Raw genomic sequence first — 23,651 nt, 5'->3', positions numbered from 1 at the left:
CTCATGGGGTTGAAAAATTTATTTGAAAAAGTAGAGCACCATTTTGAGCCCGGTGGTAAATACGCCAAGTGGTATGTACTCTATGAAGCGGTCACAACGGTTTTTTATACGCCGGGTACGGTGACACGTAATGGTTCGCATGTACGCGATACCATCGATCTAAAACGTATGATGATCCTTGTTTGGTTATCTGTTTTCCCAGCGATGTTCTGGGGAATGTATAACGTTGGTCAACAAGCGATCCCTGCTCTTAATCAGTTGTATAGTGGTGCTGAGTTACAGCAAGTGATTGCTTCTGATTGGCACTATGCACTTGCACAGTATTTAGGTGCATCATTGACACCAGATGCTGGGTGGGGAAGTAAAATGCTCCTTGGGGCAACTTACTTTTTACCTATCTATCTTGTTGTATTTGCGGTAGGTGGTTTCTGGGAAGTATTATTTTCCCTTATTCGCGGACATGAAATTAACGAAGGTTTCTTTGTTACTTCTATTCTGTTTGCGTTAATTGTGCCACCCACATTACCATTATGGCAGGCTGCTTTAGGTATCACCTTTGGTGTCGTAATTGCAAAAGAGATTTTTGGTGGAACAGGACGTAACTTCTTAAACCCCGCATTAGCAGGGCGTGCTTTCCTCTTTTTTGCTTATCCGGCACAAATTTCAGGTGATCTTGTTTGGACTGCCGCTGATGGTTTCTCTGGTGCAACCCCTCTCTCTCAATGGTCTGTTTCTGGTCAAAGTGCATTGTTAAATAATGTCACTCAGCAGCCTATTTCTTGGATGGATGCATTCCTTGGAAATATCCCTGGTTCTATTGGTGAAGTCTCAACACTGATGATCCTAATTGGCGGCGCAATCATTTTATTTGCTCGTATCGCATCATGGCGCATTGTTGCCGGTGTGATGGTGGGTATGATTGCAATGTCATATCTGTTTAACTTGATTGGTTCTGACTCTAACCCATTATTCTCAATGCCTTGGCACTGGCACCTCGTATTAGGTGGCTTTGCATTTGGTATGATGTTTATGGCAACCGATCCGGTATCAGCTTCATTCACTGATAAAGGCAAATGGGCTTACGGTATTTTAATTGGCGTAATGGCTGTGCTAATCCGTGTCGTCAATCCGGCTTACCCAGAAGGAATGATGCTAGCAATCTTATTCGCCAACTTATTTGCACCGCTGTTTGACTATGTGGTTGTTCAGGCGAATATTAAGCGGAGAAAAGCTCGTGGCTAAAGAAAAAAACAAAGATAGCGTCGGAAGAACGTTCCTCGTTGTATTTATTCTATGTCTTGTTTGTTCCGTGGTAGTGGCTGGCTCTGCGGTTGGACTTAAATCTAAGCAAGAAGAGCAAAAGCTACTGGATAAACAACGTAATATTCTAGATGTTGCTGGTTTATTGGTGCCTAAGATGAGCGCCAGTGAAGTACTCAAAGTTTACGATACACGCATTAAAGCTAGGATTGTAAACTTCAAAACTGGCGAATTGACAGACAGTAAAGGCGACTTTGATTTAAATAGCGAACTACGTAGCGATGAAACCTCTATCGCACTATCACCTGAAGAAGATATTGCAAAAATTCGTCGTCGTGCCAATACCGCAGAAGTTTACTTTGTTCTTGATGATCAAGGTAAAACCCAAGAAGTGGTACTGCCTGTCTATGGTTCAGGCCTATGGTCGGTCATGTATGCCTTTGTTGCGGTAGATATTGATGGTGTAACAGCGAAGGGGATTACCTATTATTCTCATGGTGAAACGCCGGGGCTAGGTGGAGAAGTTGATAATCCGCAATGGAAGGCACAGTGGAAAGGTAAACGCTTACTGAATGAAGAAGGTGTGCCTGCTATTAAAATCGTACGTGGCGGGGCATCAGATAGTCCTTATGGTATTGATGGCCTTTCAGGTGCAACCTTAACCTCTAACGGCGTTCAACATATGTTCGATTTTTGGTTAGGTGATAAAGGTTTCGGCCCATTCCTGAAAAAAGTTCGTGAAGGAGAGATCAATGGCTGATACAAAAGAGATCAAACGCGTTTTACTCGGGCCGTTGTTAGATAATAACCCGATTGCCTTACAGGTATTAGGGGTCTGTTCTGCATTAGCAGTAACAACCAAGCTTGAGACGGCATTAGTAATGACCATTGCGGTAACATTAGTGACGGCATTCTCAAACTTCTTTATTTCACTGATCCGCAACTATATCCCCAGCAGTGTACGTATTATTGTGCAAATGGCGATCATTGCTTCATTAGTAATTGTGGTAGACCAAGTTTTACAAGCGTACGCTTATGAAATATCTAAACAGCTTTCTGTTTTCGTTGGTCTTATCATTACTAACTGTATCGTGATGGGACGCGCTGAAGCCTATGCGATGAAGTCACCACCTATCGAAAGCTTTATGGATGGTATCGGTAATGGCCTAGGATATGGGGTTATCTTGATCCTTGTTGGATTTTTACGTGAGCTATTTGGTTCAGGTAAATTATTTGGCATTACGGTGATGGAATCTATCCAAAACGGCGGTTGGTATCAACCTAATGGCTTATTCCTATTAGCGCCAAGTGCTTTCTTTATTATTGGCTTGCTAATTTGGGGATTACGTACATTAAAACCTGCACAGGTTGAAGAGGACTAATTGCCATGGAACATTATATAAGCTTATTTGTTCGTGCTGTTTTTATTGAAAATATGGCACTGGCGTTCTTCTTAGGGATGTGTACTTTCCTTGCGGTATCTAAAAATGTAAAAACAGCATTTGGATTAGGTATTGCGGTAACCGTTGTTCTGGGGCTTTCTGTACCTTTGAATAACTTGGTTTACAACTATGTACTACGCGCAAATGCATTAATGGAAGGTGTTGATTTAAGTTTCTTAAACTTTATCACTTTCATTGGTGTGATTGCGGCTCTGGTACAGATCCTCGAGATGATTTTAGATCGCTACTTCCCTTCGCTATATAACGCATTGGGGATCTTCTTGCCACTGATCACTGTTAACTGCGCTATTTTTGGTGGTGTGTCCTTTATGGCACAACGTGACTATAACTTTAGTGAATCTATTGTATATGGTTTCGGCTCTGGAATTGGCTGGATGTTAGCTATCGTATTACTGGCTTCTATTCGCGAAAAAATGAAATACGCGGATGTACCGTCAGGTATGAAGGGATTAGGAGTTACTTTTGTCACCACAGGGTTGATGGCATTAGGTTTCATGTCCTTCTCTGGTGTTCAGCTATAAAGGGTGAGAAGAACTCATGGATATAATTATTCTAGGTGTTGCGATGTTTACCCTGATTGTATTGGTGCTAACTGCATTGATTTTGTTTGCAAAATCAAAGTTAGTCAATACAGGGGATATTGAAGTTGAGGTGAATGGAGATCCTGAAAAAAGTTTCCATGCGCCAGCCGGTGATAAATTACTCAACGTATTATCAAACGAAGGTATTTTTATCTCATCTGCATGTGGTGGTGGTGGCTCTTGTGGTCAATGCCGCGTAAAAGTACTTGAAGGTGGTGGAGATATTCTTCCTACTGAGCTTTCTCATATTAATAAGCGTGAAGCTAAAGAAGGTTGCCGTTTAGCTTGTCAGGTTAATGTTAAAAATAATCTGAAATTAGAGCTACCCGAAGAGATCTTTGGGATTAAAAAATGGGAATGTGAAGTTATCTCAAATGATAACAAAGCCACGTTTATTAAAGAGTTGGTATTAAAAATTCCTGAAGGTGAAGTGGTACCTTTCCGTGCTGGGGGCTTTATTCAGATTGAATGTCCTCCTCACACAGTGCGCTATGAAGATTTTGATGTTCCTGAAGAGTATCGTGAAGATTGGGATAAATTTAATTTATTCCGCTATGTTTCTGAAGTTAAAGAGACCACAGTGCGTGCATACTCCATGGCGAACTACCCTGAAGAGCATGGCATTATCATGTTAAACGTGCGTATTGCGACACCACCACCACGTAATCCTGATGTGCCACCGGGAATTATGTCATCTTATATCTGGTCATTAAAACCGGGTGATAAAGTGACAATTTCAGGACCATTTGGTGAATTCTTCGCGAAAGAAACTGATGCGGAAATGATCTTCATTGGTGGTGGTGCTGGTATGGCACCGATGCGTTCACATATTTTTGATCAGCTAAAACGCTTACATTCTAAACGTAAAATTAGCTTCTGGTATGGTGCTCGTTCTGTGCGTGAAATGTTCTATACAGAAGATTTTGATATGCTGGCTAAAGAGAATGAAAACTTTACTTGGCATGTTGCGCTGTCAGATGCATTACCGGAAGATAATTGGACGGGTTACACCGGCTTTATTCACAATGTGCTCTATGAAAACTACCTTAAAGATCATCCAGCACCAGAAGATTGTGAATTCTATATGTGTGGACCACCAGTGATGAATGCTGCGGTGATCAAAATGCTTAAAGATTTAGGCGTAGAAGATGAAAATATTATGCTGGATGACTTTGGTGGTTGATTTTTCTCATAAAGTAGATAAAGCATAACAGTATGAAATGACAAGCGCCCACTAATGTGGGCGCTCATGATCAGAAGAGAGATATATGTTAAAAAGAAAGATGATGCATGGGATCTTGATGCTATGTGCACTGGTTTTCTTATCAGCCTGTGGTGAAAAACAGCAGGTGTTAGAAGGCGAAACGATGGGAACTTACTATTCAATTAAATATGTTCCTAGTAGTGATTCACCTTCACAAAGCGTCTTACAAACAGAAATCGATCGTATTCTTGAAGAAGTGAACGATCAAATGTCAACGTATCGTCCTCAATCTGAATTAAGTCGTTTCAATCAAAGTCGTGAAATTAATACGCCATTCCCAGTTTCACCCGCTACTGCTAAAGTCGTTAGTGAAGCGATTCGTATTAATAAAATTACGGATGGGGCTTTAGATGTTACTGTTGGGCCTTTAGTCAATTTATGGGGATTTGGCCCTGAAGGACGTTTTACTCATCAACCTTCAGCCGATGAACTAGCTAAACGTAAAAAATGGACGGGAATTGATTACCTTGCAGTGGAAGGTAATACATTAATTAAAAAAATACCTGAGCTTTATGTTGATCTCTCTTCTATTGCTAAAGGTTACGGTGTTGATGCTGTTGCCGAATATTTGATTTCTCAAAATATTACCAACTATATGGTTGATATTGGTGGTGAGGTGAGAACACAAGGTGTTAATGGTAATGATAAACCTTGGCGCATTGCGATTGAAAAACCTGCTAATGATGGCACCACACAGAGTGTACAATTAATTATTGAACCGGGTGATAATTCGATTGCGACATCGGGGGATTATCGTAACTATTTTGAAGAAGATGGCGTCCGTTTTTCTCATACGATTGATCCTACAACAGGTCGTCCAATCAAACATAACCTTGCTTCTATTACCGTAATTGTACCTACTTGTATGAGTGCTGATGGTTTATCAACAGGGTTAAATGTTCTGGGGCCTGAAAAGGGCTTAGAGGTAGCAAATAAATTAAATATTCCTGTTTTTATGATAGTTAAAACTGAAAATGGGTTTGAAGAGCGTTATAGTAAGGCATTCGCCCCATTCTTGAAAAAGTAGAATTTAAGGAGAGAAGGTTATGTTAAAAATATTTCTTTTTGCCTTCATCTTGTTCTTACTGGCATTCTTTGGAATGGCTTTAGGATATATTGTTAAACGTAAAAGTATTCAGGGCAGTTGTGGTGGTTTAGGCTCTATTGGTATTGAGAAAGAGTGTGATTGTCCTGAACCTTGTGATGCTCGTAAAAAAAGAATGGCGAAAGAAGCTGCTCGCCAAGAGCTATTGCAGAAAAACCGCATCTTATAGTTTGGTTATCGATGCATTTTTTTGCTAACGATAGATTTATCAAGTAATAGCTAAAATAAAAGAGTGACGTATATTTTATACGCCACTCTTTTTTGTTTAGAAAAATCGCTTTCAGATAAGGATATTAAGCTTTTTAATAGCGTGATTAAGTCGCTGCTACTTCCAAGGATAAGGGTTACTGCCTTCCCACTCTAATACTTCTTTTTTCGCTTCATCATAAGAATAACCATAATGCTCTTGGAGTTTCCCTATCAGTTGCTCTCTGGTTCCTTCAATAATATCCAGTTCATCATGGGTGAGTTTTCCCCATTTTTCTTTCACTTTTCCTTTAAATAAATTCCAGTCACCAGAAGCTTTATTATTTAACATCTTATTCCACCTAACTTATTTCTGTTTATTGACACTATTAAGTGTAGAAGAGAAATGTATTAAGGTAAAAAAGCGCCAATGTCGCAACGATGTTTACTCTTTTCTGAATGCTTTTATTTTAGCTGGAGAATCAACCATAACTGCATCAGCACCTAATTCTACTGCTTGCAAATAATCTTTCTCAGTATTGATACCGAATAAAACGATATGCGCATTACCCCCCGCACGAAAACAAGACATCGCATCTTTGTCCCAACTTAATACAGCCGCTGAACGAGCTTCACCTAAGGTATATTTTTCAACCACCTCAACTTTTCTGTGCAGTTCAAGGCCATACCAACGTGTGATATCAAGATTTTCTGGCAGTAAACAGATATGCCCCATAGTAATATTGGCTAAGATATCGCGGGTAACATCACGACTTTCAAAGCGTTGTACGTTATCAGGTAACGCATCTAAAAAAGCACTATTGGTAGAATAAACACGCGTTCTCTCTAACGCATTATGTTTGCTTAATACCGAAGCTAATGCTTTGCCTTGTATAACGGGATCGGCATCAGGTGATTTTAAGTCAATATAGAATTGTGTTTTAGGAAATTGAGTCAGAATATACTCCAATGTCGGGATAGTAACTCCTTTATTGCGATATGGAAATTGTTGTGCTTCCCCATATTTATATCCTGCATCCCATTGCGCCAATTCTTTGGCAGTAAAGGTTGAAATTGCCCCTTGCCCATTAGTGAGGCTTTTTAGATCACTTGGACGATAAAGAACAGGGACATTATCTTTAGACAGTTGAACGGTTATCCAAATTGCATCAGCTTGATTGCTTAGTGCTGTTTTGATAGCAATTTCGGTATTTTCAGGTGCATCCGCTGTGCCACCTCTGTGTGCAATAATTTTAGGAGAAGCCATAACAAATACTGAGTAAAAGAGGAATGAAATTGCAATAAATATTTTGATCATATAACTCTATTTCCTTGTTTTATATTTGATTTTCAAATAATTACGATAAAAATAAAAAGAGCAGAATAAGTTAAAAGTAATCTATCATTACTGTGTGACATTTCTATAAACAAACGTACTTAATTAAAATAATAATCACTAATATCACTTAAAATAGGTATAGATCAGGGAATAAAAATTGTAGTTAATGGTTATTTACTGTATATTTAAACAGTAAATAGCGTGAGGTGATTGTATGCGGAAAATTATTCATGTCGATATGGATTGTTTCTATGCTGCGATTGAAATGAGAGATAACCCTACATTAAAAGAGATCCCTATTGCAGTCGGTGGTAATGCTTCTCGTCGAGGTGTTATCTGTACTGCTAATTATCCTGCTCGCCGTTTTGGTGTCCGTAGTGCCATGTCAACGGCTACGGCATTAAAATTATGCCCTCATTTAAAAGTATTGCCCGGTCGCATGGCATTATATAAAGAGACTTCAGCTAAAATTCGTCAAATATTTGCCCGTTATACAGATTTAATAGAGCCGCTTTCATTAGATGAAGCTTATCTTGATGTCTCTGATAGCAAACACTGTCACGGCTCTGCCACATTGATAGCGCAACAGATCCGCCAGCAAATTTTTGCTGAACTTAACCTCACGGCTTCCGCCGGTATTGCGCCGATTAAGTTTCTCGCCAAAATAGCATCTGATTTAAATAAACCGAATGGACAATATGTGATCACCCCTGAACAGATGGATGACTTTATTTTAAAATTACCATTAAATAAAATTCCGGGAGTAGGAAAAGTCACCTTTGCTCGATTACAAGAGATGGGATTAGAAACCTGTGCTGATGTTCGTGGTACGGATGTTATTTCCTTAGTGAGAAATCTAGGTAAATTTGGGCAAAGCTTATGGGAGCGTAGCCATGGTATTGATGAGCGATTAATCAATCCTGAACGTTTAAGAAAATCTGTTGGTGTTGAGCGCACACTGGCTGAAGATATTGATTCATGGGATGAGTGTTTAGCATTGCTTGATGGATTATATGATGAATTAGAAAAACGATTAAGCCGAGTGAAACCTGATCTTAGAATTGCGAGACAAGGGGTTAAATTAAAATTTGATGATTTCCAGTTAACCACCCAAGAGCATTCTCATCCTATTTTAGAAAAAACGGATTTAATTGATATTGCTTATCAGGCATGGCATGAACGTCGAAATGGCAGGGGAGTAAGATTAGTCGGTTTTCATGTCACGTTGCAAGATCCACAAATGGAACGACAACTTCTTTTAGCATTATAAGTATTAAAAAACCATAGCGAGCATCAAGGCGCACTATGGTTAATGTATTTAAATATACTTTTTAATTAATAGATGATCACCAGCGGTAATTTATCGTTGCTGTCATGGTTCTGCCAATGCCATAAAAACAGGCAGTTTCACCCGCACAAGAGGCAACATAGTGTTTGTTGGCAATATTATTCATATTTAGTTGAACTTCAGCCCCTTTTAAAGAGGAGGATAACTCGCCTAAAGAATAACCTACCATGGCATCATACAAAGTGACTGCAGGTACACTAATCGTATTTTTAGTGTCACCTTGAGATACACCGATATATCTCACACCAAAGCCCGCTTTAGCACCATTAAATAGCCCTGATGTTTCATCATACTGCCCCCAAAATGATGCCATATGTTTAGGAACCCGTGGTAATTCTTTTCCTTGTGTACCTGCGGTGATGGTTTTTCTCACTTCAGTATCGGTATAAGCATAGCTACTAATAAATGATATATTTTCAGTTAATTGGCTATTAATTTGCGCTTCAATACCACGGCTTCTAATTTCTCCCACTGGCTCAAAATAGGCTTTTTCGGCGTTATAGTTAGTCACATTACGTTGTTGTAATTGGTAAATGGAGAGTGTTGCTAATGTCTGTTCATTTGGGGTGAGGTATTTTATTCCTGCTTCTAATTGACGTCCTTCACTTGGCTCAAATGGTGCACTACCCGGAGCTCTTCGTGTCTGTAAATTAGGTTCAAAAGAGGTGCTATAACTAATATAAGGTGAAATACCATTATCAAAGGCATAGAGTAGACCCACTCGACCGGTTAGCTTCTGGTCGTCTTGTTGGTCTTTGCTGCTTTTGATGTGATCATAGGTACGAACTTGCGCCCAATCTTGGCGTAATCCCCCTAATAAGATCCAGTTTTTCCATTGGATCTGATCTTGCAAATAGATCCCTAACTGGTCGTGTTTTTGTAATTGATTTGTCACCGGTTTTTGTAAACTGATATCAATAGGATAATGATAATTAGGATTTCGCCAATCCAGATCATATTCTGGGCCCATCGCTTGCAATAAATTGTCTTTATTTTTACTCCATTGATAATCCATACCTATAATTACTGTATGCGCTAATTTTTCAGTATCAAAATCAGCTTGTAGTCGAGTATCAATACCAAATGTATCTGTTTCTCGTTTTTCCTGTTGAGCTCGGCGTTCCAGAATATAAGGGTTATCTTTTCTTAATGAACCAAAAACAAGATATTTATATTTTTGTTTGATATGGCTATAACGGGCATTTTGGATCAATTTTAATCTATCATTAAATTCATGTTCAAATTCATAACCAACGCCATATTGTTGACGCCATGATTGGTGATAATCAGCATTATTTACATTGAAATCAAATGGAATGGTGCCTTCGGGTGTTTTTTTGACCGTACCATAAGCTGGCAAAAAATTACGGTATCCCGCTTCGGGCTCTTGTTGAATAAAACTTAATAACGTTAAACGTGTCTGCTCATTTGGCAAAAAAGTGATGGCAGGGGCAAGGGTAAATCGTTCTTCTTTATAGTCTTTAATTTGAGTATGTTGTGTTTTTGCTAATCCATTAAGGCGATAGAGAATACGATTATCATCACTTAATGAGCCTGCAAAATCAAAAGCTGTCTCTGCTAATTTATCATTTCCTACACGTGCTTGAATATGATTAATGGTTATTGAAGTGGGTCTTTTGCTGGTCATTGCCACAAGACCACCTGGATTTAATTGACCATATAGAACAGAAGACGGGCCACGGATCAGCTCAACTCTCTCTAATAGCCAAGGGTCAATAGCTCCTGTAGAAGATGAGGCTCCCATACCATAACTAAGTCCATCAAGAAAACGGGGGGGCATAGCTATATCCACGAATAAATATTTCATCATTTCGGTTTGAACTGCCGCGATATTCAGTGAATACGCCAGGTGTATACCGCAATGCTTGAGAGACTGAACTGACATCTTGCGCATCCATCTGGTCGCGTGTAATGACACTGATTGATTGTGGTGTCTTATCTATATCACTAAGTATTTTATTTGTTGATAGTGTTTTTGTTGCCACTAAACCTGAAATTGGTCCTTGCGGATCTTGTGAGGGGGATGCGGTAACAATGATTTTATCAGGTGAATTTTGTGTCATTGCGGCATGAATTTGTAACGATAACAGACTTAAGGGGAGAGCAAGTAATAGGTTGGTAGCAATAATTTTTTTAGACACTGTTGATCCCTTTAAATTTTTAATTTTTCTTTACCTAAAATGCGGTAATGGTGAAAATACCATTATGTAAATATTAATACTAATGATAATTATTATTATTCTATAAATTATTTTTATTAGTATTAATTTTTTATTACAAAATAGTATAAGAATTGGCTTTTATAAGGTGGGTTGGGAATAAGTTATAGGGAGATAAAATAACAAAAAACCCGCTTATTAAGCGGGTTTGATAACTGTTTTTAAGTAAAATTATTTAGCTGGGATCGCTTTTAAAATGGCAGTCAGTAATTGCCAGTATTGGCCTACACTCTTAATGTGTACTCGCTCATCCGGTGAGTGTGCACCGCGAATAGTTGGCCCAATAGAAACCATATCCATATCTGGATAAGGTTTTTTGAATAGACCGCACTCAAGACCTGCATGGATCACCATAATATTTGGCACTTTATCAAATAGTTGTTGATAAGTGTCACGTACTAAGTGCATAACCGGTGAATCCGCATCAGGTTTCCAGCCAGGATAACCACCTTTGGTTTCGATATCTGCTTGAGCAAGTTTGGCTAATGCTGTCAGCATGCTAACAACATAAGTTTTACCACTATCAATCAGAGAGCGAATTAAACATAGGATTTCTACTTTATCGTCAACAATACTCACTACACCGACGTTTAATGAGGTTTCAACCACACCTTCCACATCATCACTCATGCGGATAACACCATTTGGCATGGCATTAAGTAAATTGATAGTGCGAGATTGACAATCAGCAGTAAATACTGGTTTTTCGGTGCTAGTATCTGTTAATTCGATAGCTAGATTTTTTTCAGCAATGGCTAATTCACTTTTTAATAGCGCTTCAAATTCTGTGGTAATGCTATTTAATTGAGTCGCTTTATCCGCAGGAATAGCAAAAATAATATGCGCTTCACGAGGGATAGCATTACGCAGTGTACCACCATGGAAATCAATTAATTTTAGTGCTAATTCATCCGCATGTTCAGCAAGGAAACGCGCTAATAATTTGTTTGCATTACCTAAACCTAAATGAATATCACCACCAGAGTGGCCGCCATTTAGGCCTTTTAGTACCAGTTTTTTGACGATATGGTTTGCAGGAATAGCTTCATAAGTGAGGTCTACCGTGGTTTTAACATCAATACCACCGGCACAACCCATATAGATTTCGCCTTCTTCTTCTGAGTCTGTATTAATCAGAATATCTGCTTGTAACCAACCAGGCTGTAGTCCAAAAGCACCATCCATTCCAGTTTCTTCTGTCATGGTTAACAATACTTCTAAGGGGCCATGTTTAACAGTATCGTCAGCTAATACAGCAAGTGCAGAAGCCATACCAACACCATTATCTGCACCTAATGTGGTGCCTTTCGCTTTTACCCATTCACCATCAATATAAGGTTGGATAGGATCTTTGGTAAAGTCGTGTTCGGTATCGTTATTTTTTTGTGGCACCATATCTAAGTGCGCTTGTAAAACGACTGTTTTACGATCTTCCATACCTTTGGTGGCAGGTTTACGGATTAAAATATTTCCTACCGCATCGCGCTCTACAGATAAACCTTTTTCTGTCGCCCAAGCCATAATGTGGGACGCTAAGGCTTCTTCATGGTATGAAGGGTGTGGAATTGAACAAATTTTTGCAAAAATATCCCATAATGGTTGTGGGGATAGAGTAGATAGTTCAGACACGATGGATCTCCTCTAACAGCATCTGTGTTATGAATAGCCTACCGCTTTCTTAAGGGTTAGCTTTATTATTCTGAGCGTTATTCGCCAAATATAATTGAGAATATCACTTTCTTTTGATGAATGCGTCATTCTCTTACGTATCTATCTAATAATTTGGATTTCTGTGTTGGTGTTCGCTTTTTTATTGCGTATTTTTTAGACAAAAAAAACACATATCAGGAAAAATGAGGATTATCTCGACCATTTTTATGTTTTCTCTGGTTTTTGAACGCTCAAATCACTATAATCTCGCGCAACCTTTTTTTTCGCAAAAAAGCTTCTCTCGAATTTCAAGTAGCTAGGATCACAATATTATGAGCGAAAAATATGTTGTAACGTGGGATATGTTGCAAATACATGCCCGTCAATTGGCACAACGTTTGTTACCAGTCGAACAATGGACAGGCATTATTGCCGTCAGTCGTGGTGGATTAGTTCCTGCCGCATTACTTGCTCGTGAATTGGGTATCCGCCATGTGGATACTGTCTGTATTTCTAGCTATGATCATGACCATCAACGTGACCTCAAAATCTTAAAAAAAGCAGAAGGTGATGGTGAAGGTTTTATCGTTGTTGACGATTTAGTTGATACAGGAGGCACCGCAAAAGTTATCCGTGAAATGTATCCGAAAGCACATTTTGTCACTATCTTTGCTAAGCCAGAAGGGCGTCCGTTAGTTGATGATTTTGTGGTTGATATTCCACAAAATACCTGGATTGAACAACCTTGGGATATGGGCGTTATGTTTGTTCCCCCTGTTTGTGATAAAAAATAATTTATCTTAATCAATTAATTCAAATATATTGATAAAATCCTCGTTTATTGAACTGACCCCAGTTCCTATGCGAGGATTTTTTATATCGGCTTTATTTTTGATGACCTTACGCTTTTCCTACCTCTTCGTGCTGATGTTGATCTGCTATTCCACTGTAGAAGTGAAATCCATGTTATGATGTGAGCAGAATTTTGAGCCTCATTATACGATACACACTGATTTGAAGAGTGATATGGCAAATAATACAAATCTTTCTGAAACGTTATTTAAACCTCGTGCTAAACATGCGGAAACCTCAACGTTAATACAGTACACACACCCTAAATCTAATATTGATTCGTACTCTGTACTTAATGGGATGAGCCAGCAAAATTGGTATCGCACAATTCAACGTCTACAGTGGATCTGGCGAGGTATTTCCCCCATAGAGATCGAAGAAGTATTAAGTCGCATTGCTATTTTTGATGCGCCACGCAGTGATGATAAATTTATTGATACAGTCGTTGGTTATCGACGTGGCAACTGGTCATTTGAATGGTCTCATCAAGCAATGATTTGGCAACAAAAAGCGTTACGAGAGACCTCAGAGGAAGCAGCCGCTGATTGTTGGTTACGAGCGGCAAACCTTTATAGCATTGCTGCTTATCCATTTATTAATGGCGATTTTCTTGCTGATCAAGCGGTAGTATTGGCGATGAAAGCTTTTGAAAATGCCATGAAATTCTCTTCATTTGAAGTAAAAAAACTGACGTTTAAATTAACAGGTAAAGGAACTACCAGTGGATTTTTACATCTACCTAAAGGGTGTAAAGGACCTTATCCAACAGTCATTTTTTGTGGTGGGTTAGATAGTTTACAAAGTGATTATGTTAACTTTTTTAGGCGCTACTTATCACCAAAAGGTATCGCGATGTTAACCGTAGATATGCCATCTATTGGTTATTCTGTTAAGCAGAAACTCAGCGAAAATACCTGTCAATTGCATGGCGATATTTTACAGCAGTTGGGAGATATTCCATGGATTGATCACACTCGAGTGGGCGTAATGGGATTTCGGTTTGGTGCCAATATTGCGGTGCGTTTAGCCTATCTTTATCCAAAATTGATTAAAGGTGTTGTGGCATTAGGGCCATTAATTCATGCCTTTTTTACTCAAGCGGAATTACAGAAGAAAATCCCCATTATGTATCTCGATGTACTGGCGAGCCGCTTAGGATTATTAAATATAGATGAAAACAATCTCAGACTATCGTTAAGTAGTTATTCACTGAAAAACCAAGGGTTGATTGGTCGTCGTATGCCAGTGCCGATGATGAGTGTTTATTGGAAAGGGGATGAAATTAGTCCTAAAGAGGATTCGCAGCTCATTGCTCGCTCTTCTATGGATGGCGATATAGTAGAAATAAAAGAAAAACCACTTTATAAAGGGCTTGAACAGGCATTAACTAAAAGCGCAGATTGGATCTATGCTAAATTAATATAAATAATTTCAAACAATAACTTGCTAATTATAATAGATTATATAACAGTAGAGGTGATAAGGAGACTGAATTTATGACTTCATCTTTGCACCCTACTCGAGGTAAGTTATTAAAGCGTTTTGCTCAAATAGGACCTTATATCCGTGAGCAACAATGCCAAGAAAGCCAGTTTTTTTTTGATTGTTTAGCTGTTTGTGTAAATAAGAAAGTCACACCAGAAAAACGAGAGTTTTGGGGCTGGTGGATGGAACTTGAACGTAATGGTGAACAGTTAATTTATTATTACCAAGTTGGCCTATTCGATAAAAATGGCGATTGGGTTAATCAAGTAATAAGTAAAAAAGATGTGATTGAATCAATACATGAAACACTTATTCGTTTTCATGATTTTCTACAAGTGGCGGTAAGTGAATTAGAGATGACGCTAGTTCCAGATGAAAAAATGAGCAATTTTCCTCTTCCCCTTAAGCCCTAATTTTGTGTTAGGGCAACTTTTCATAGATTTTGCGTTATGTCAGTTGGCATAACGCTTCTCTCCTGATAAAACAGTGTATGATCTTTTAAATCAACAAAAAATGGTAAATGTTATGAGTAGCAGCCAAACGCTGGTTGTTAAATTAGGGACAAGTGTACTGACTGGTGGTTCACGACGTCTGGATCAGTCTCATATTGTAGAGCTGGTTCGCCAATGTGCAAAACAACACGAAAAAGGGCACCGGATAATTATTGTCACGTCGGGAGCAATAGCGGCAGGGCGTGAATATTTAAACTACCCCGATTTGCCCGCAACAATAGCATCTAAACAACTGTTAGCCGCTGTGGGGCAAAGTGCTTTAATTCAGGTATGGAAACAGCTATTTGCTATTTATGGTATTCATATTGGGCAAATGTTATTAACTCGCGCGGATATAGAAGATAGAGAACGTTTTTTGAATGCGCGTGATACACTGCATGCATTATTAGATAACAAGATTATTCCTGTTATCAATGAAAACGATGCCGTTGCTACTGCAGAAATAAAAGTAGGGGATAACGACAATCTTTCGGCATTAGCTGCCATTTTAGGTGGCGCTGATAAACTCCTGTTACTTACTGATATCGAAGGTCTATATACGGCCGATCCTCGTAGCAATCCGGATGCGAAGCTTATTCCAGAAGTTTTTGATATCAACGATGAATTACGTCAAATGGCCGGTGATAGTGTCTCTGGTTTAGGTACTGGAGGTATGGCAACTAAGTTACAAGCGGCCACTGTTGCAGGGCGTGCTGGTATTGACGTTGTTATTGCCGCCGGTGTTAAGCCTGATGTTATCAGTAAAGTTATTGATAATGAACCTGTCGGAACACTCTTTCATGGTTTAAAAAGCCCCCTTGAAACGCGTAAACGATGGATTTTTGGTGCTCCAGTCGCAGGGGTTATCATTGTTGATAATGGGGCTGAAAAGGCGATTAAAGAGCAGGGTAGTTCTCTTTTACCTAAAGGTATTAAAGAAATTAAAGGTGACTTTTCTCGAGGGTGTGTTATTCGCATTCAAAGTTTGCAAGGAAAAGATCTTGCTCATGGTGTCGCGCATTATAATAGTGATGCGCTACGCTTAATTGCGGGGCACCATTCGCAAGAGATTAGTCAAATTTTAGGCTATGAGTATGGCAGTGTTGCGGTTCACCGTGATGATATGATTGTGAGCTAGGGAGTATAAATATGTTAGAACAAATGGGAAAAGCGGCGCGAGAAGCTTCTTGGCACTTAGCTCAGCTATCAACCGAACAAAAAAATCAGGCACTGTTAGTCATCGCTGATTTATTAGAACAGCAAGAAGCCATTATTCTTGCTGCTAATGAAAAAGATATGGTGGCGGCACGAGAGTCTAATATTAATGCTGCAATGCTTGATCGTTTATTACTCACATCAGAACGTTTAAAAGCGATCGCTGATGATGTTCGCCAAGTTTGTCATCTAGAAGATCCTGTAGGTCAAGTGATAGATGGTCGTTTATTAGACAGTGGCTTACGTTTAGAACGCCGCCGAGTCCCTTTAGGGGTTGTTGGCGTTATTTACGAAGCTCGTCCAAATGTGACTATAGATGTAGCATCTTTATGCTTAAAAACAGGGAATGCGGCTATTCTCCGTGGCGGAAAAGAGACTCACCATACTAACCAAGCCGTTGTCGCGGTGATCCAGCAAGCACTAGAAACATGCGCTATTCCTGCGGCTGCTATTCAAGCTATCGATAAGCCAGATCGTGAATTAGTCGCAAAAATGCTAAAAATGGATGAGTATATTGATATGCTTATTCCTCGAGGTGGTGCAGGATTACATAAGTTATGTCGTGAACAATCCACTATTCCTGTGATCACGGGGGGGATTGGTGTTTGTCACACCTTTGTTGACGAAAGTGCTGATTTAGACCAAGCATTAAATGTTATTATTAATGCTAAAGTACAGCGTCCAAGCGCATGTAATTCGTTAGAAACGCTATTGGTACATGAAGCTATTGCGGAGAGTTTCTTACCTCAATTAAGTGATGCGATGGCAGCACAAAAGGTTACTTTGCATGCCAGTCAACGCGCTATAACTGCATTGAAAAAGGGACGTGCGACGGTCGTCGATGTGACGGAAGCAGATTATTGTGATGAATGGTTATCACTGGATCTGAATGTTGAAGTCGTTAATGATTTAACAGCGGCAATTGCTCATATTCGCCAATATGGTACCGCGCACTCAGATGCTATTTTAACGCAATCTATCAGTCATGCTGATCGCTTTGTACGCCAAGTTGATTCTGCTGTGGTATATGTGAATGCTAGTACACGTTTTACAGATGGTGGACAGTTTGGCTTAGGTGCTGAAGTAGCGGTGAGTACACAAAAGCTACATGCACGAGGCCCTATGGGATTAGGTGTTCTAACCACCTATAAATGGATTGGTTACGGCGACAATACATTACGTCGCTAATAATCCCTTAAATAGCTAAGCCATACTTTCATAAAGTGTGGCTTTATTTTTTTGTATTGTGAGGTATGATACTTAATACTTTACACATTGTAAATTTTAGATTACACCCATTTAGCGGGTTAACACAGCGGAGAGAGTGCATTTATGGAAAGTACAATTTACCTTATAGGACCTAGAGGTGCAGGAAAAACAACAGTAGGTAAAGCGCTTTCTCTATCTTTAGATTATCAATTTATTGATACAGATAATTGGATAACAGATAAATATCAACAAACTATTTCTTCTATGGTTGAAGCGGAAGGTTGGGATGTCTTTCGCCAACTTGAATCTGATGCGCTTATTCAAGTTAGCCAACCTAACCAAGTTATTTCAACGGGGGGAGGGATAGTGTTGGCAAAAAAAAATCGTGTTTATATGAAAAATTCAGGTGTAATTGTTTATTTACAAGCTTCACTTGAAACTTTAGTTGAGCGTTTATCTCAAGATCCTAATGAGGCACAAAGACCTAGCTTGACGGGAAAAACATTAGTTTCAGAAATACATGATGTTTTAATTAAGCGTGAGCCTTTATATATGCAATGCGCAGATATTATTGTTGATGCTGGATTATCTATTAATGATATTATTGAGGTCATTCTCGCAAAACTCGCTAAATAATTAGGAAGTTGTCCTATATAAAGACGAAAACAAAAGACAACTATTTTATTTTCATCATATCCTATTTATAGTAAGGCTAATTATAGCAAAATGAGATATGGATATGATGTTGATAGCGTTTTTTAAAACACTATTTAAATTCTTATTTCGAGTAAGAATTGAAGGACTAATTAATCAGTTTTCACAATATGAAAAATGCATTATTACGCCAAATCATACATCGTTTATTGATGGTATATTATTGCGTTTATTTTTACCGATTAACCCTGTCTTTGCTGTTTACACCTCAGTGGCTAATGCCAAACATACCAAATGGCTCAGTCGTTATGCGGATATTGTTCCTTTAGATCCCGCTAATCCAATGGCGGTTCGCCAATTAGTTAAAGAAGTCGATAAAGGCCGTCCTGTTGTTATTTTCCCTGAAGGGAGAATTACGGTAACTATTGGCTTGATGAAGATTTATGAAGGTGCTGCGTTTATTGCTGCTAAATCAGGGGCAAAAGTTATCCCTGTTAGAATAGAAGGTGCTGAATTTAGCTACTTTTCTCGAGTGCGTAAAACGTTAAATATAAAAGCAAAACTCTTTCCTAAAATCACAATAAAAGTGCTACCTGCGGTTGATTTACCTATGCCTACAGCGGAAAAATCAGCAGAGCGCCGTCGCTTATCGGGAGAAAAGCTCCGTGATATTATGATGGATGCTATTATGCAAGCACGTCCTAATATCACGCTCTATGAGGCATTTTTACAAGGAATGTCTCAGTTTGGTCGTTTCAGTCCTCTTATTTCAGATATTAATATGAAAGAGGATAGTTATCAGGGCCTATTGAAAAAAATATTAGGTGTTAGTCGTATTATTGAACGCTATACCGAACCTAATGAACGAATTGGCCTTTTACTTCCTAATACTACCGTTACGGTTGCGGCTTTATTTGGGGCGACAATGCGTCAAAGGGTTGTGGCGATGCTTAACTATACTGCGGGTAGCTTAGGTGTACAAAATGCCATGAAAGCGGCATCCATTAAAACGATTTTTACCTCACGCCAATTTTTAGAGAAAGGAAATTTATTACATATTCCAGAACAGACTCCGGATGCAAACTGGGTTTATCTTGAAGATCTCAAAGATAGCATTACTAGAGAAGATAAACGCTGGATTGCACAGCACTTACTCACTCCTCATAAAGCGATGTTAGCGCAAAAATCGACGGATGCAGCAGTTATCTTATTTACTTCTGGATCTGAAGGCACTCCGAAAGGTGTCGTTCATAGCCACTCCAGTTTATTGGCGAATGTAGAGCAAATTCGCGCTATTGCTGACTTTTCACCCAGAGATAAATTTATGGCTGCATTACCGTTATTCCATGCTTTCGGTTTAACGGTAAGTGTATTAGCACCTATCTGCTTAGGGGCACGAGTATTCCTCTACCCAAGCCCACTACATTATCGTGTAGTACCTGAATTAGTGTATGACCAAAATTGTACAGTATTATTTGGTACTTCAACTTTCTTAGGCAATTATGGCAAATTTGCTCATCCTTATGATTTTGCTCGACTAAGATATGTGGTTGCAGGGGCGGAAAAACTGTCCGAATCGACACGAGTATTATGGCAGGATAAATTTGGTATTCGTATTTTAGAAGGTTATGGGGTCACTGAATGTGCTCCTGTTGTCTCCATTAATGTACCAATGAGTGCTAAGCCATATACCGTGGGGCGTTTATTACCAGGCATGGAAGGGCGTTTAATTCCCATAAGCGGCATTACGGATGGTGGAAGATTACAACTGCGTGGTCCTAATATCATGCTTGGCTATTTGCGCGTTGAATCCCCTTATAAATTAGAGCAGCCTACAGCAATAAATGCCGAAGGTATCGAAGAAGCGGGTTGGTATGATACGGGAGATATCGTTGCTATTGATAGCGAAGGTTTTTGCACTATTAAAGGGCGTGTAAAACGTTTTGCAAAAATAGCGGGAGAAATGGTTTCTCTTGAAAGTGTAGAGCAATTAGCGGCTAAAGCCTCGGAAGGCAACCATGCTGTGGTGGCGGTAAATGATCCACGTCGAGGTGAGTCATTAGTGCTTTTTACCACCGATAAGCAACTTGATCGCAGTATGTTATCGGCATTAGCTAAATCCACTGGTGTGGCAGAAATTGCGGTACCAAAAGATATTCGTTTTCTCAAAGAAATTCCTGTTTTAGGAAGTGGCAAAACGGATTTTGTCTCGTTAAAGCAACTCGCTGAACAGGAAAATAATTAATGTCAGAGAATATAAGTCAGCCCCCATTACTGAGTAAGGGCATGAAAGCAGTATTATTATCACAGTTTCTTTCTGCATTTGCGGATAATGCTTTGTTATTTGCCATACTCGCTCAATTTAAATCAGCACTTTATCCAGAATGGAGCCAGCCTATTTTACAAATGGTGTTTGTGCTGGCTTATATTCTCTTAGCTCCTTTTGTTGGACAAGTTGCCGATCGCCAGCCTAAAGGTAGGGTGATGCTTATTGGTAATGCGTTAAAATTTGCCGGTGCTTTTCTTATTTGTATTGGAACCGATCCATTCTTAGGTTACGCCTTAGTGGGGATCGGCGCCGCCATTTATTCGCCTGCTAAATATGGTATTTTAGGTGAGTTAACCGATGGCGAGCGTTTAGTCAAAGCAAATGGCTTAATGGAAGCATCAACTATTGCGGCAATTTTATTAGGCTCTGTGATTGGTGGGCTTCTTTCCGATTGGAGCATTATCTTAGCATTAGCTGTCTGTGCGACAATGTATGCTTTGGCTGTATTGGTTAACTTTAGCATTCCCAAGTTATCACCTGCTCAAATAGGTCGAGGCTGGAATATTAAAAAAATATTCAATCAATTCTTAGCTGCTTGTGGCTCTTTATGGCGAGATAAAGAGAGCCGTTTTTCTCTGGTAGGAACAAGTATGTTTTGGGGGGCTGGCGTCACATTGCGTTTTCTATTAGTGCAATGGGTGCCTATAGCTTTGGGAATGACTGATAATACAACACCAACAATATTAAATGCGATGGTGGCGATTGGTATTGTGATTGGCGCTGGTTTAGCCGCTAAGTTTGTCACATTAAAAACGGTCCGTCGTTGTATGCCTGCAGGGGTTTTAATTGGCTTAGGTGTTGTTTACTTCTCATTACAAACCACCATTATTCCAGCCTATTTTATCTTAGTTGTTATTGGCATTTTTGGTGGCTTCTTTGTTGTACCATTAAATGCTTTGCTACAAGATAAAGGAAAGCATAGTGTGGGAGCGGGGAATGCCATTGCTGTACAAAATTTAGGTGAGAATACCGCAATGTTACTGATGCTAGGTTTGTTCTCACTAGTCACCAGTATGGGTGTTTCCGTTATTACAATTGGTATTGGCTTTGGTGCTATCTTTGCGCTAGCAATTGGTGGATTATGGTTATGGGATTGCACCAGAAAGAGAGCTGAATAACGTTAATTGAGAGTCGAGGTGAAACAACCTTCATGATAAATAATGATGAAATGACCCATCTGAGCATTGAAGTCGGTCAGGCACTGCTAGAGCGAAAAAAAACGTTAACTACTGCAGAATCATGTACTGGAGGATGGATTGCAAAAGTCATTACTGATATAGCAGGTAGCTCGGATTATTATCATCGAGGTTTTGTGACTTACAGTAATCAAGCTAAACATGACATGATTGGTGTAGATGAGCAAACATTGTCTGATTTTGGTGCCGTGAGTGAACAAGTTGTCTGTGAGATGGCAAAAGGGGCACTGCTAACAGCAAATGCAGACTATGCTGTATCGGTTAGTGGTATTGCAGGTCCCGGCGGCGGTAGTGAAGAGAAGCCCGTTGGTTTAGTTTGGTTTGGCTTTGCAATAAAAACCCCAGAGGGGCTTCGAGTGGTTGCTAAACACTGTATTTTTAGTGGATCACGAGAGGAGGTGAGAGCCAAATCTGTGATTTTCTCTTTAAAATCAATTCTTAAAGAAATTATTAATAATTAACTTGATACTGTATGATTATACAGTATAATGAGTTTCAACAAGCAAAATCATATACGTTTTAATGGTAGTGACCCATCTTTATGCTTCACTGCCCAGAGGGAGATAACATGGCTATTGATGAAAACAAACAAAAAGCATTGGCCGCAGCACTTGGTCAAATTGAAAAGCAATTTGGTAAAGGTTCTATCATGCGTCTGGGCGAAGACCGTTCCATGAACGTAGAAACTATCTCTACAGGATCTTTATCATTAGACGTTGCTTTAGGTGCAGGTGGATTGCCACGTGGCCGTATTGTTGAAATCTATGGCCCTGAATCTTCTGGTAAAACAACCTTGACTCTACAAGTTATTGCCTCTGCTCAGCGTGAAGGAAAAATTTGTGCATTTATTGATGCTGAACATGCATTAGACCCAATTTATGCTCAAAAGCTAGGTGTCGATATCGATAATCTACTCTGCTCTCAACCTGACACAGGTGAACAAGCACTGGAAATTTGTGATGCATTATCTCGCTCTGGTGCGGTCGATGTTATTGTCGTGGACTCCGTGGCAGCATTAACACCAAAAGCTGAAATTGAAGGTGAAATTGGTGATTCACACGTTGGTTTAGCCGCACGTATGATGAGCCAAGCTATGCGTAAACTAGCGGGTAACCTTAAAAACTCTAATACACTGCTGATTTTCATTAACCAAATTCGTATGAAAATCGGTGTTATGTTTGGTAACCCAGAAACCACGACCGGTGGTAATGCGCTTAAATTCTATGCTTCTGTTCGTTTAGACATTCGTCGCATTGGCTCTGTCAAAAATGGTGATGAAGTCATTGGTAGTGAGACTCGCGTTAAAGTTGTTAAAAATAAAGTGGCTGCACCGTTTAAACAAGCTGAATTCCAAATTATGTACGGTGAAGGTATTAATACCTATGGCGAACTGATTGATTTAGGTGTTAAACATAAGTTAGTAGAGAAAGCAGGTGCTTGGTATAGCTACAATGGCGAAAAAATTGGTCAAGGTAAAGCTAACGCAACCAATTACTTAAAAGAACATCCTGAAATGTACAATGAGTTAAACACTAAATTGCGTGAAATGTTGTTAAATCATGCTGGTGAATTCACAAGTGCTGCGGATTTTGCAGGTGAAGAGTCAGACAGTGATGCTGACGACACAAAAGAGTAATTAGCTGGTTGTCATGCTGTTTGTGTGAAAATAGACCTTAAATCATTGGCTATCATCACGACAGCATCCCATTGAATAACTTGTTTGTATAAATTTTATTCAGATATCAAAGGAAGCCTTAAAAAAGCTTCCTTTTTGTTTTATGTAA

The 23,651-nt window shown here is 39.3% G+C and carries 21 protein-coding genes and 1 pseudogene; 18 read left to right on the top strand and 4 right to left on the bottom strand.

The features are described from left to right. The first annotated feature begins 3 nt into the window (after positions 1-3). The 7 genes from ACYUCW_RS08645 (at position 4) to nqrM (ending at position 5,842) form a co-directional block, all read left to right on the top strand. Positions 4-1,242: an NADH:ubiquinone reductase (Na(+)-transporting) subunit B gene (locus ACYUCW_RS08645; RefSeq protein WP_004244803.1), complete on the top strand. Its 1,239-nt coding sequence runs from the start codon at positions 4-6 to the stop codon at positions 1,240-1,242. After that, positions 1,235-2,020, top strand: a complete 786-nt coding sequence (locus ACYUCW_RS08640) for a Na(+)-translocating NADH-quinone reductase subunit C (protein ID WP_460408393.1) — start codon at positions 1,235-1,237, stop codon at positions 2,018-2,020. Before ACYUCW_RS08645 ends, ACYUCW_RS08640 begins: the two co-directional genes overlap by 8 nt. Then, on the top strand, positions 2,013-2,642 hold the full coding sequence (locus ACYUCW_RS08635) for an NADH:ubiquinone reductase (Na(+)-transporting) subunit D (RefSeq protein ID WP_004244801.1): 630 nt from the start codon (positions 2,013-2,015) through the stop codon (positions 2,640-2,642). The genes ACYUCW_RS08640 and ACYUCW_RS08635 overlap by 8 nt, the downstream gene beginning before the upstream one ends. A 5-nt stretch (positions 2,643-2,647) precedes the next feature. Continuing rightward, complete coding sequence (gene nqrE, locus ACYUCW_RS08630; protein WP_004244800.1) at positions 2,648-3,244, top strand: NADH:ubiquinone reductase (Na(+)-transporting) subunit E; 597 nt, start codon at positions 2,648-2,650, stop codon at positions 3,242-3,244. A 16-nt stretch (positions 3,245-3,260) separates the two neighbouring features. Further along, on the top strand, positions 3,261-4,487 hold the full coding sequence (gene nqrF, locus ACYUCW_RS08625) for an NADH:ubiquinone reductase (Na(+)-transporting) subunit F (RefSeq protein ID WP_004244799.1): 1,227 nt from the start codon (positions 3,261-3,263) through the stop codon (positions 4,485-4,487). 85 nt (positions 4,488-4,572) lie between these two features. Then, positions 4,573-5,595 carry an FAD:protein FMN transferase gene (locus ACYUCW_RS08620; protein ID WP_004244798.1) on the top strand — a complete coding sequence of 341 codons (1,023 nt, stop codon included), beginning with the start codon at positions 4,573-4,575 and terminating at the stop codon, positions 5,593-5,595. Between the two features lie 19 nt (positions 5,596-5,614). Further along, positions 5,615-5,842 carry a (Na+)-NQR maturation NqrM gene (gene nqrM, locus ACYUCW_RS08615; RefSeq protein ID WP_004244797.1) on the top strand — a complete coding sequence of 76 codons (228 nt, stop codon included), beginning with the start codon at positions 5,615-5,617 and terminating at the stop codon, positions 5,840-5,842. 156 nt (positions 5,843-5,998) lie between these two features. On the opposite strand, the gene ACYUCW_RS08610 is transcribed toward nqrM, so the two are convergent. Continuing rightward, positions 5,999-6,211: a CsbD family protein gene (locus tag ACYUCW_RS08610; protein WP_004244796.1), complete on the bottom strand. Its 213-nt coding sequence runs from the start codon at positions 6,209-6,211 to the stop codon at positions 5,999-6,001. A gap of 93 nt (positions 6,212-6,304) precedes the next feature. Continuing rightward, positions 6,305-7,177 (bottom strand): glycerophosphodiester phosphodiesterase family protein, encoded by an 873-nt coding sequence (locus tag ACYUCW_RS08605; protein WP_004244795.1) that lies wholly within the window; start codon positions 7,175-7,177, stop codon positions 6,305-6,307. 235 nt (positions 7,178-7,412) lie between these two features. Between ACYUCW_RS08605 and dinB the strand changes: the two genes are divergently transcribed. Next, complete coding sequence (gene dinB / locus ACYUCW_RS08600; RefSeq protein ID WP_004244794.1) at positions 7,413-8,468, top strand: DNA polymerase IV; 1,056 nt, start codon at positions 7,413-7,415, stop codon at positions 8,466-8,468. A gap of 76 nt (positions 8,469-8,544) precedes the next feature. On the opposite strand, the pseudogene ACYUCW_RS08595 reads toward dinB, so the two are convergent. Together ACYUCW_RS08595 and ACYUCW_RS08590 are read right to left on the bottom strand one after the other, a co-directional pair. Further along, a pseudogene (locus tag ACYUCW_RS08595) lies at positions 8,545-10,708 on the bottom strand (TonB-dependent siderophore receptor). A gap of 249 nt (positions 10,709-10,957) precedes the next feature. Further along, a complete protein-coding gene (locus tag ACYUCW_RS08590; protein ID WP_004252266.1) occupies positions 10,958-12,415 on the bottom strand; it encodes an aminoacyl-histidine dipeptidase in 1,458 nt (485 codons plus the stop codon). Between the two features lie 353 nt (positions 12,416-12,768). Here ACYUCW_RS08590 and gpt point away from each other — a divergent pair, with 353 nt between their 5' ends. From gpt to recA, 10 genes are all read left to right on the top strand, one after another. Then, positions 12,769-13,230: a xanthine phosphoribosyltransferase gene (gene gpt / locus ACYUCW_RS08585; RefSeq protein WP_004244790.1), complete on the top strand. Its 462-nt coding sequence runs from the start codon at positions 12,769-12,771 to the stop codon at positions 13,228-13,230. A 232-nt stretch (positions 13,231-13,462) separates the two neighbouring features. Continuing rightward, a complete protein-coding gene (gene frsA, locus ACYUCW_RS08580) occupies positions 13,463-14,713 on the top strand; it encodes an esterase FrsA (RefSeq protein ID WP_004247395.1) in 1,251 nt (416 codons plus the stop codon). A 71-nt stretch (positions 14,714-14,784) separates the two neighbouring features. Next, entirely contained in the window at positions 14,785-15,186 is a 402-nt protein-coding gene (crl, locus tag ACYUCW_RS08575; RefSeq protein WP_004244788.1) for a sigma factor-binding protein Crl, read from the top strand. 112 nt (positions 15,187-15,298) lie between these two features. Next, positions 15,299-16,402 carry a glutamate 5-kinase gene (gene proB, locus ACYUCW_RS08570; RefSeq protein ID WP_004247396.1) on the top strand — a complete coding sequence of 368 codons (1,104 nt, stop codon included), beginning with the start codon at positions 15,299-15,301 and terminating at the stop codon, positions 16,400-16,402. An 11-nt stretch (positions 16,403-16,413) separates the two neighbouring features. Further along, positions 16,414-17,667 (top strand): glutamate-5-semialdehyde dehydrogenase, encoded by a 1,254-nt coding sequence (gene proA, locus ACYUCW_RS08565; RefSeq protein WP_460408389.1) that lies wholly within the window; start codon positions 16,414-16,416, stop codon positions 17,665-17,667. Between the two features lie 144 nt (positions 17,668-17,811). Continuing rightward, positions 17,812-18,324: a shikimate kinase AroL gene (aroL, locus tag ACYUCW_RS08560; protein ID WP_460408387.1), complete on the top strand. Its 513-nt coding sequence runs from the start codon at positions 17,812-17,814 to the stop codon at positions 18,322-18,324. A 103-nt stretch (positions 18,325-18,427) separates the two neighbouring features. Beyond that, entirely contained in the window at positions 18,428-20,587 is a 2,160-nt protein-coding gene (gene aas / locus ACYUCW_RS08555; RefSeq protein ID WP_017628345.1) for a bifunctional acyl-ACP--phospholipid O-acyltransferase/long-chain-fatty-acid--ACP ligase, read from the top strand. Then, positions 20,587-21,789 (top strand): lysophospholipid transporter LplT, encoded by a 1,203-nt coding sequence (lplT, locus tag ACYUCW_RS08550; RefSeq protein WP_049199673.1) that lies wholly within the window; start codon positions 20,587-20,589, stop codon positions 21,787-21,789. Before aas ends, lplT begins: the two co-directional genes overlap by 1 nt. Before the next feature lie 32 nt (positions 21,790-21,821). Continuing rightward, positions 21,822-22,328 (top strand): nicotinamide-nucleotide amidase, encoded by a 507-nt coding sequence (gene pncC, locus ACYUCW_RS08545; RefSeq protein ID WP_004244782.1) that lies wholly within the window; start codon positions 21,822-21,824, stop codon positions 22,326-22,328. Positions 22,329-22,435: 107 nt separating this feature from the next. Further along, positions 22,436-23,503 (top strand): recombinase RecA, encoded by a 1,068-nt coding sequence (gene recA / locus ACYUCW_RS08540; RefSeq protein ID WP_004247401.1) that lies wholly within the window; start codon positions 22,436-22,438, stop codon positions 23,501-23,503. The last annotated feature ends 148 nt before the right edge of the window (positions 23,504-23,651 follow it).

The sequence above is a fragment of the Proteus sp. MB838 genome, from assembly GCF_054767435.1.
The sequence above is the reverse complement of the archived record's forward strand: the minus strand, read 5'-3'. Positions and strand labels throughout refer to the sequence as shown.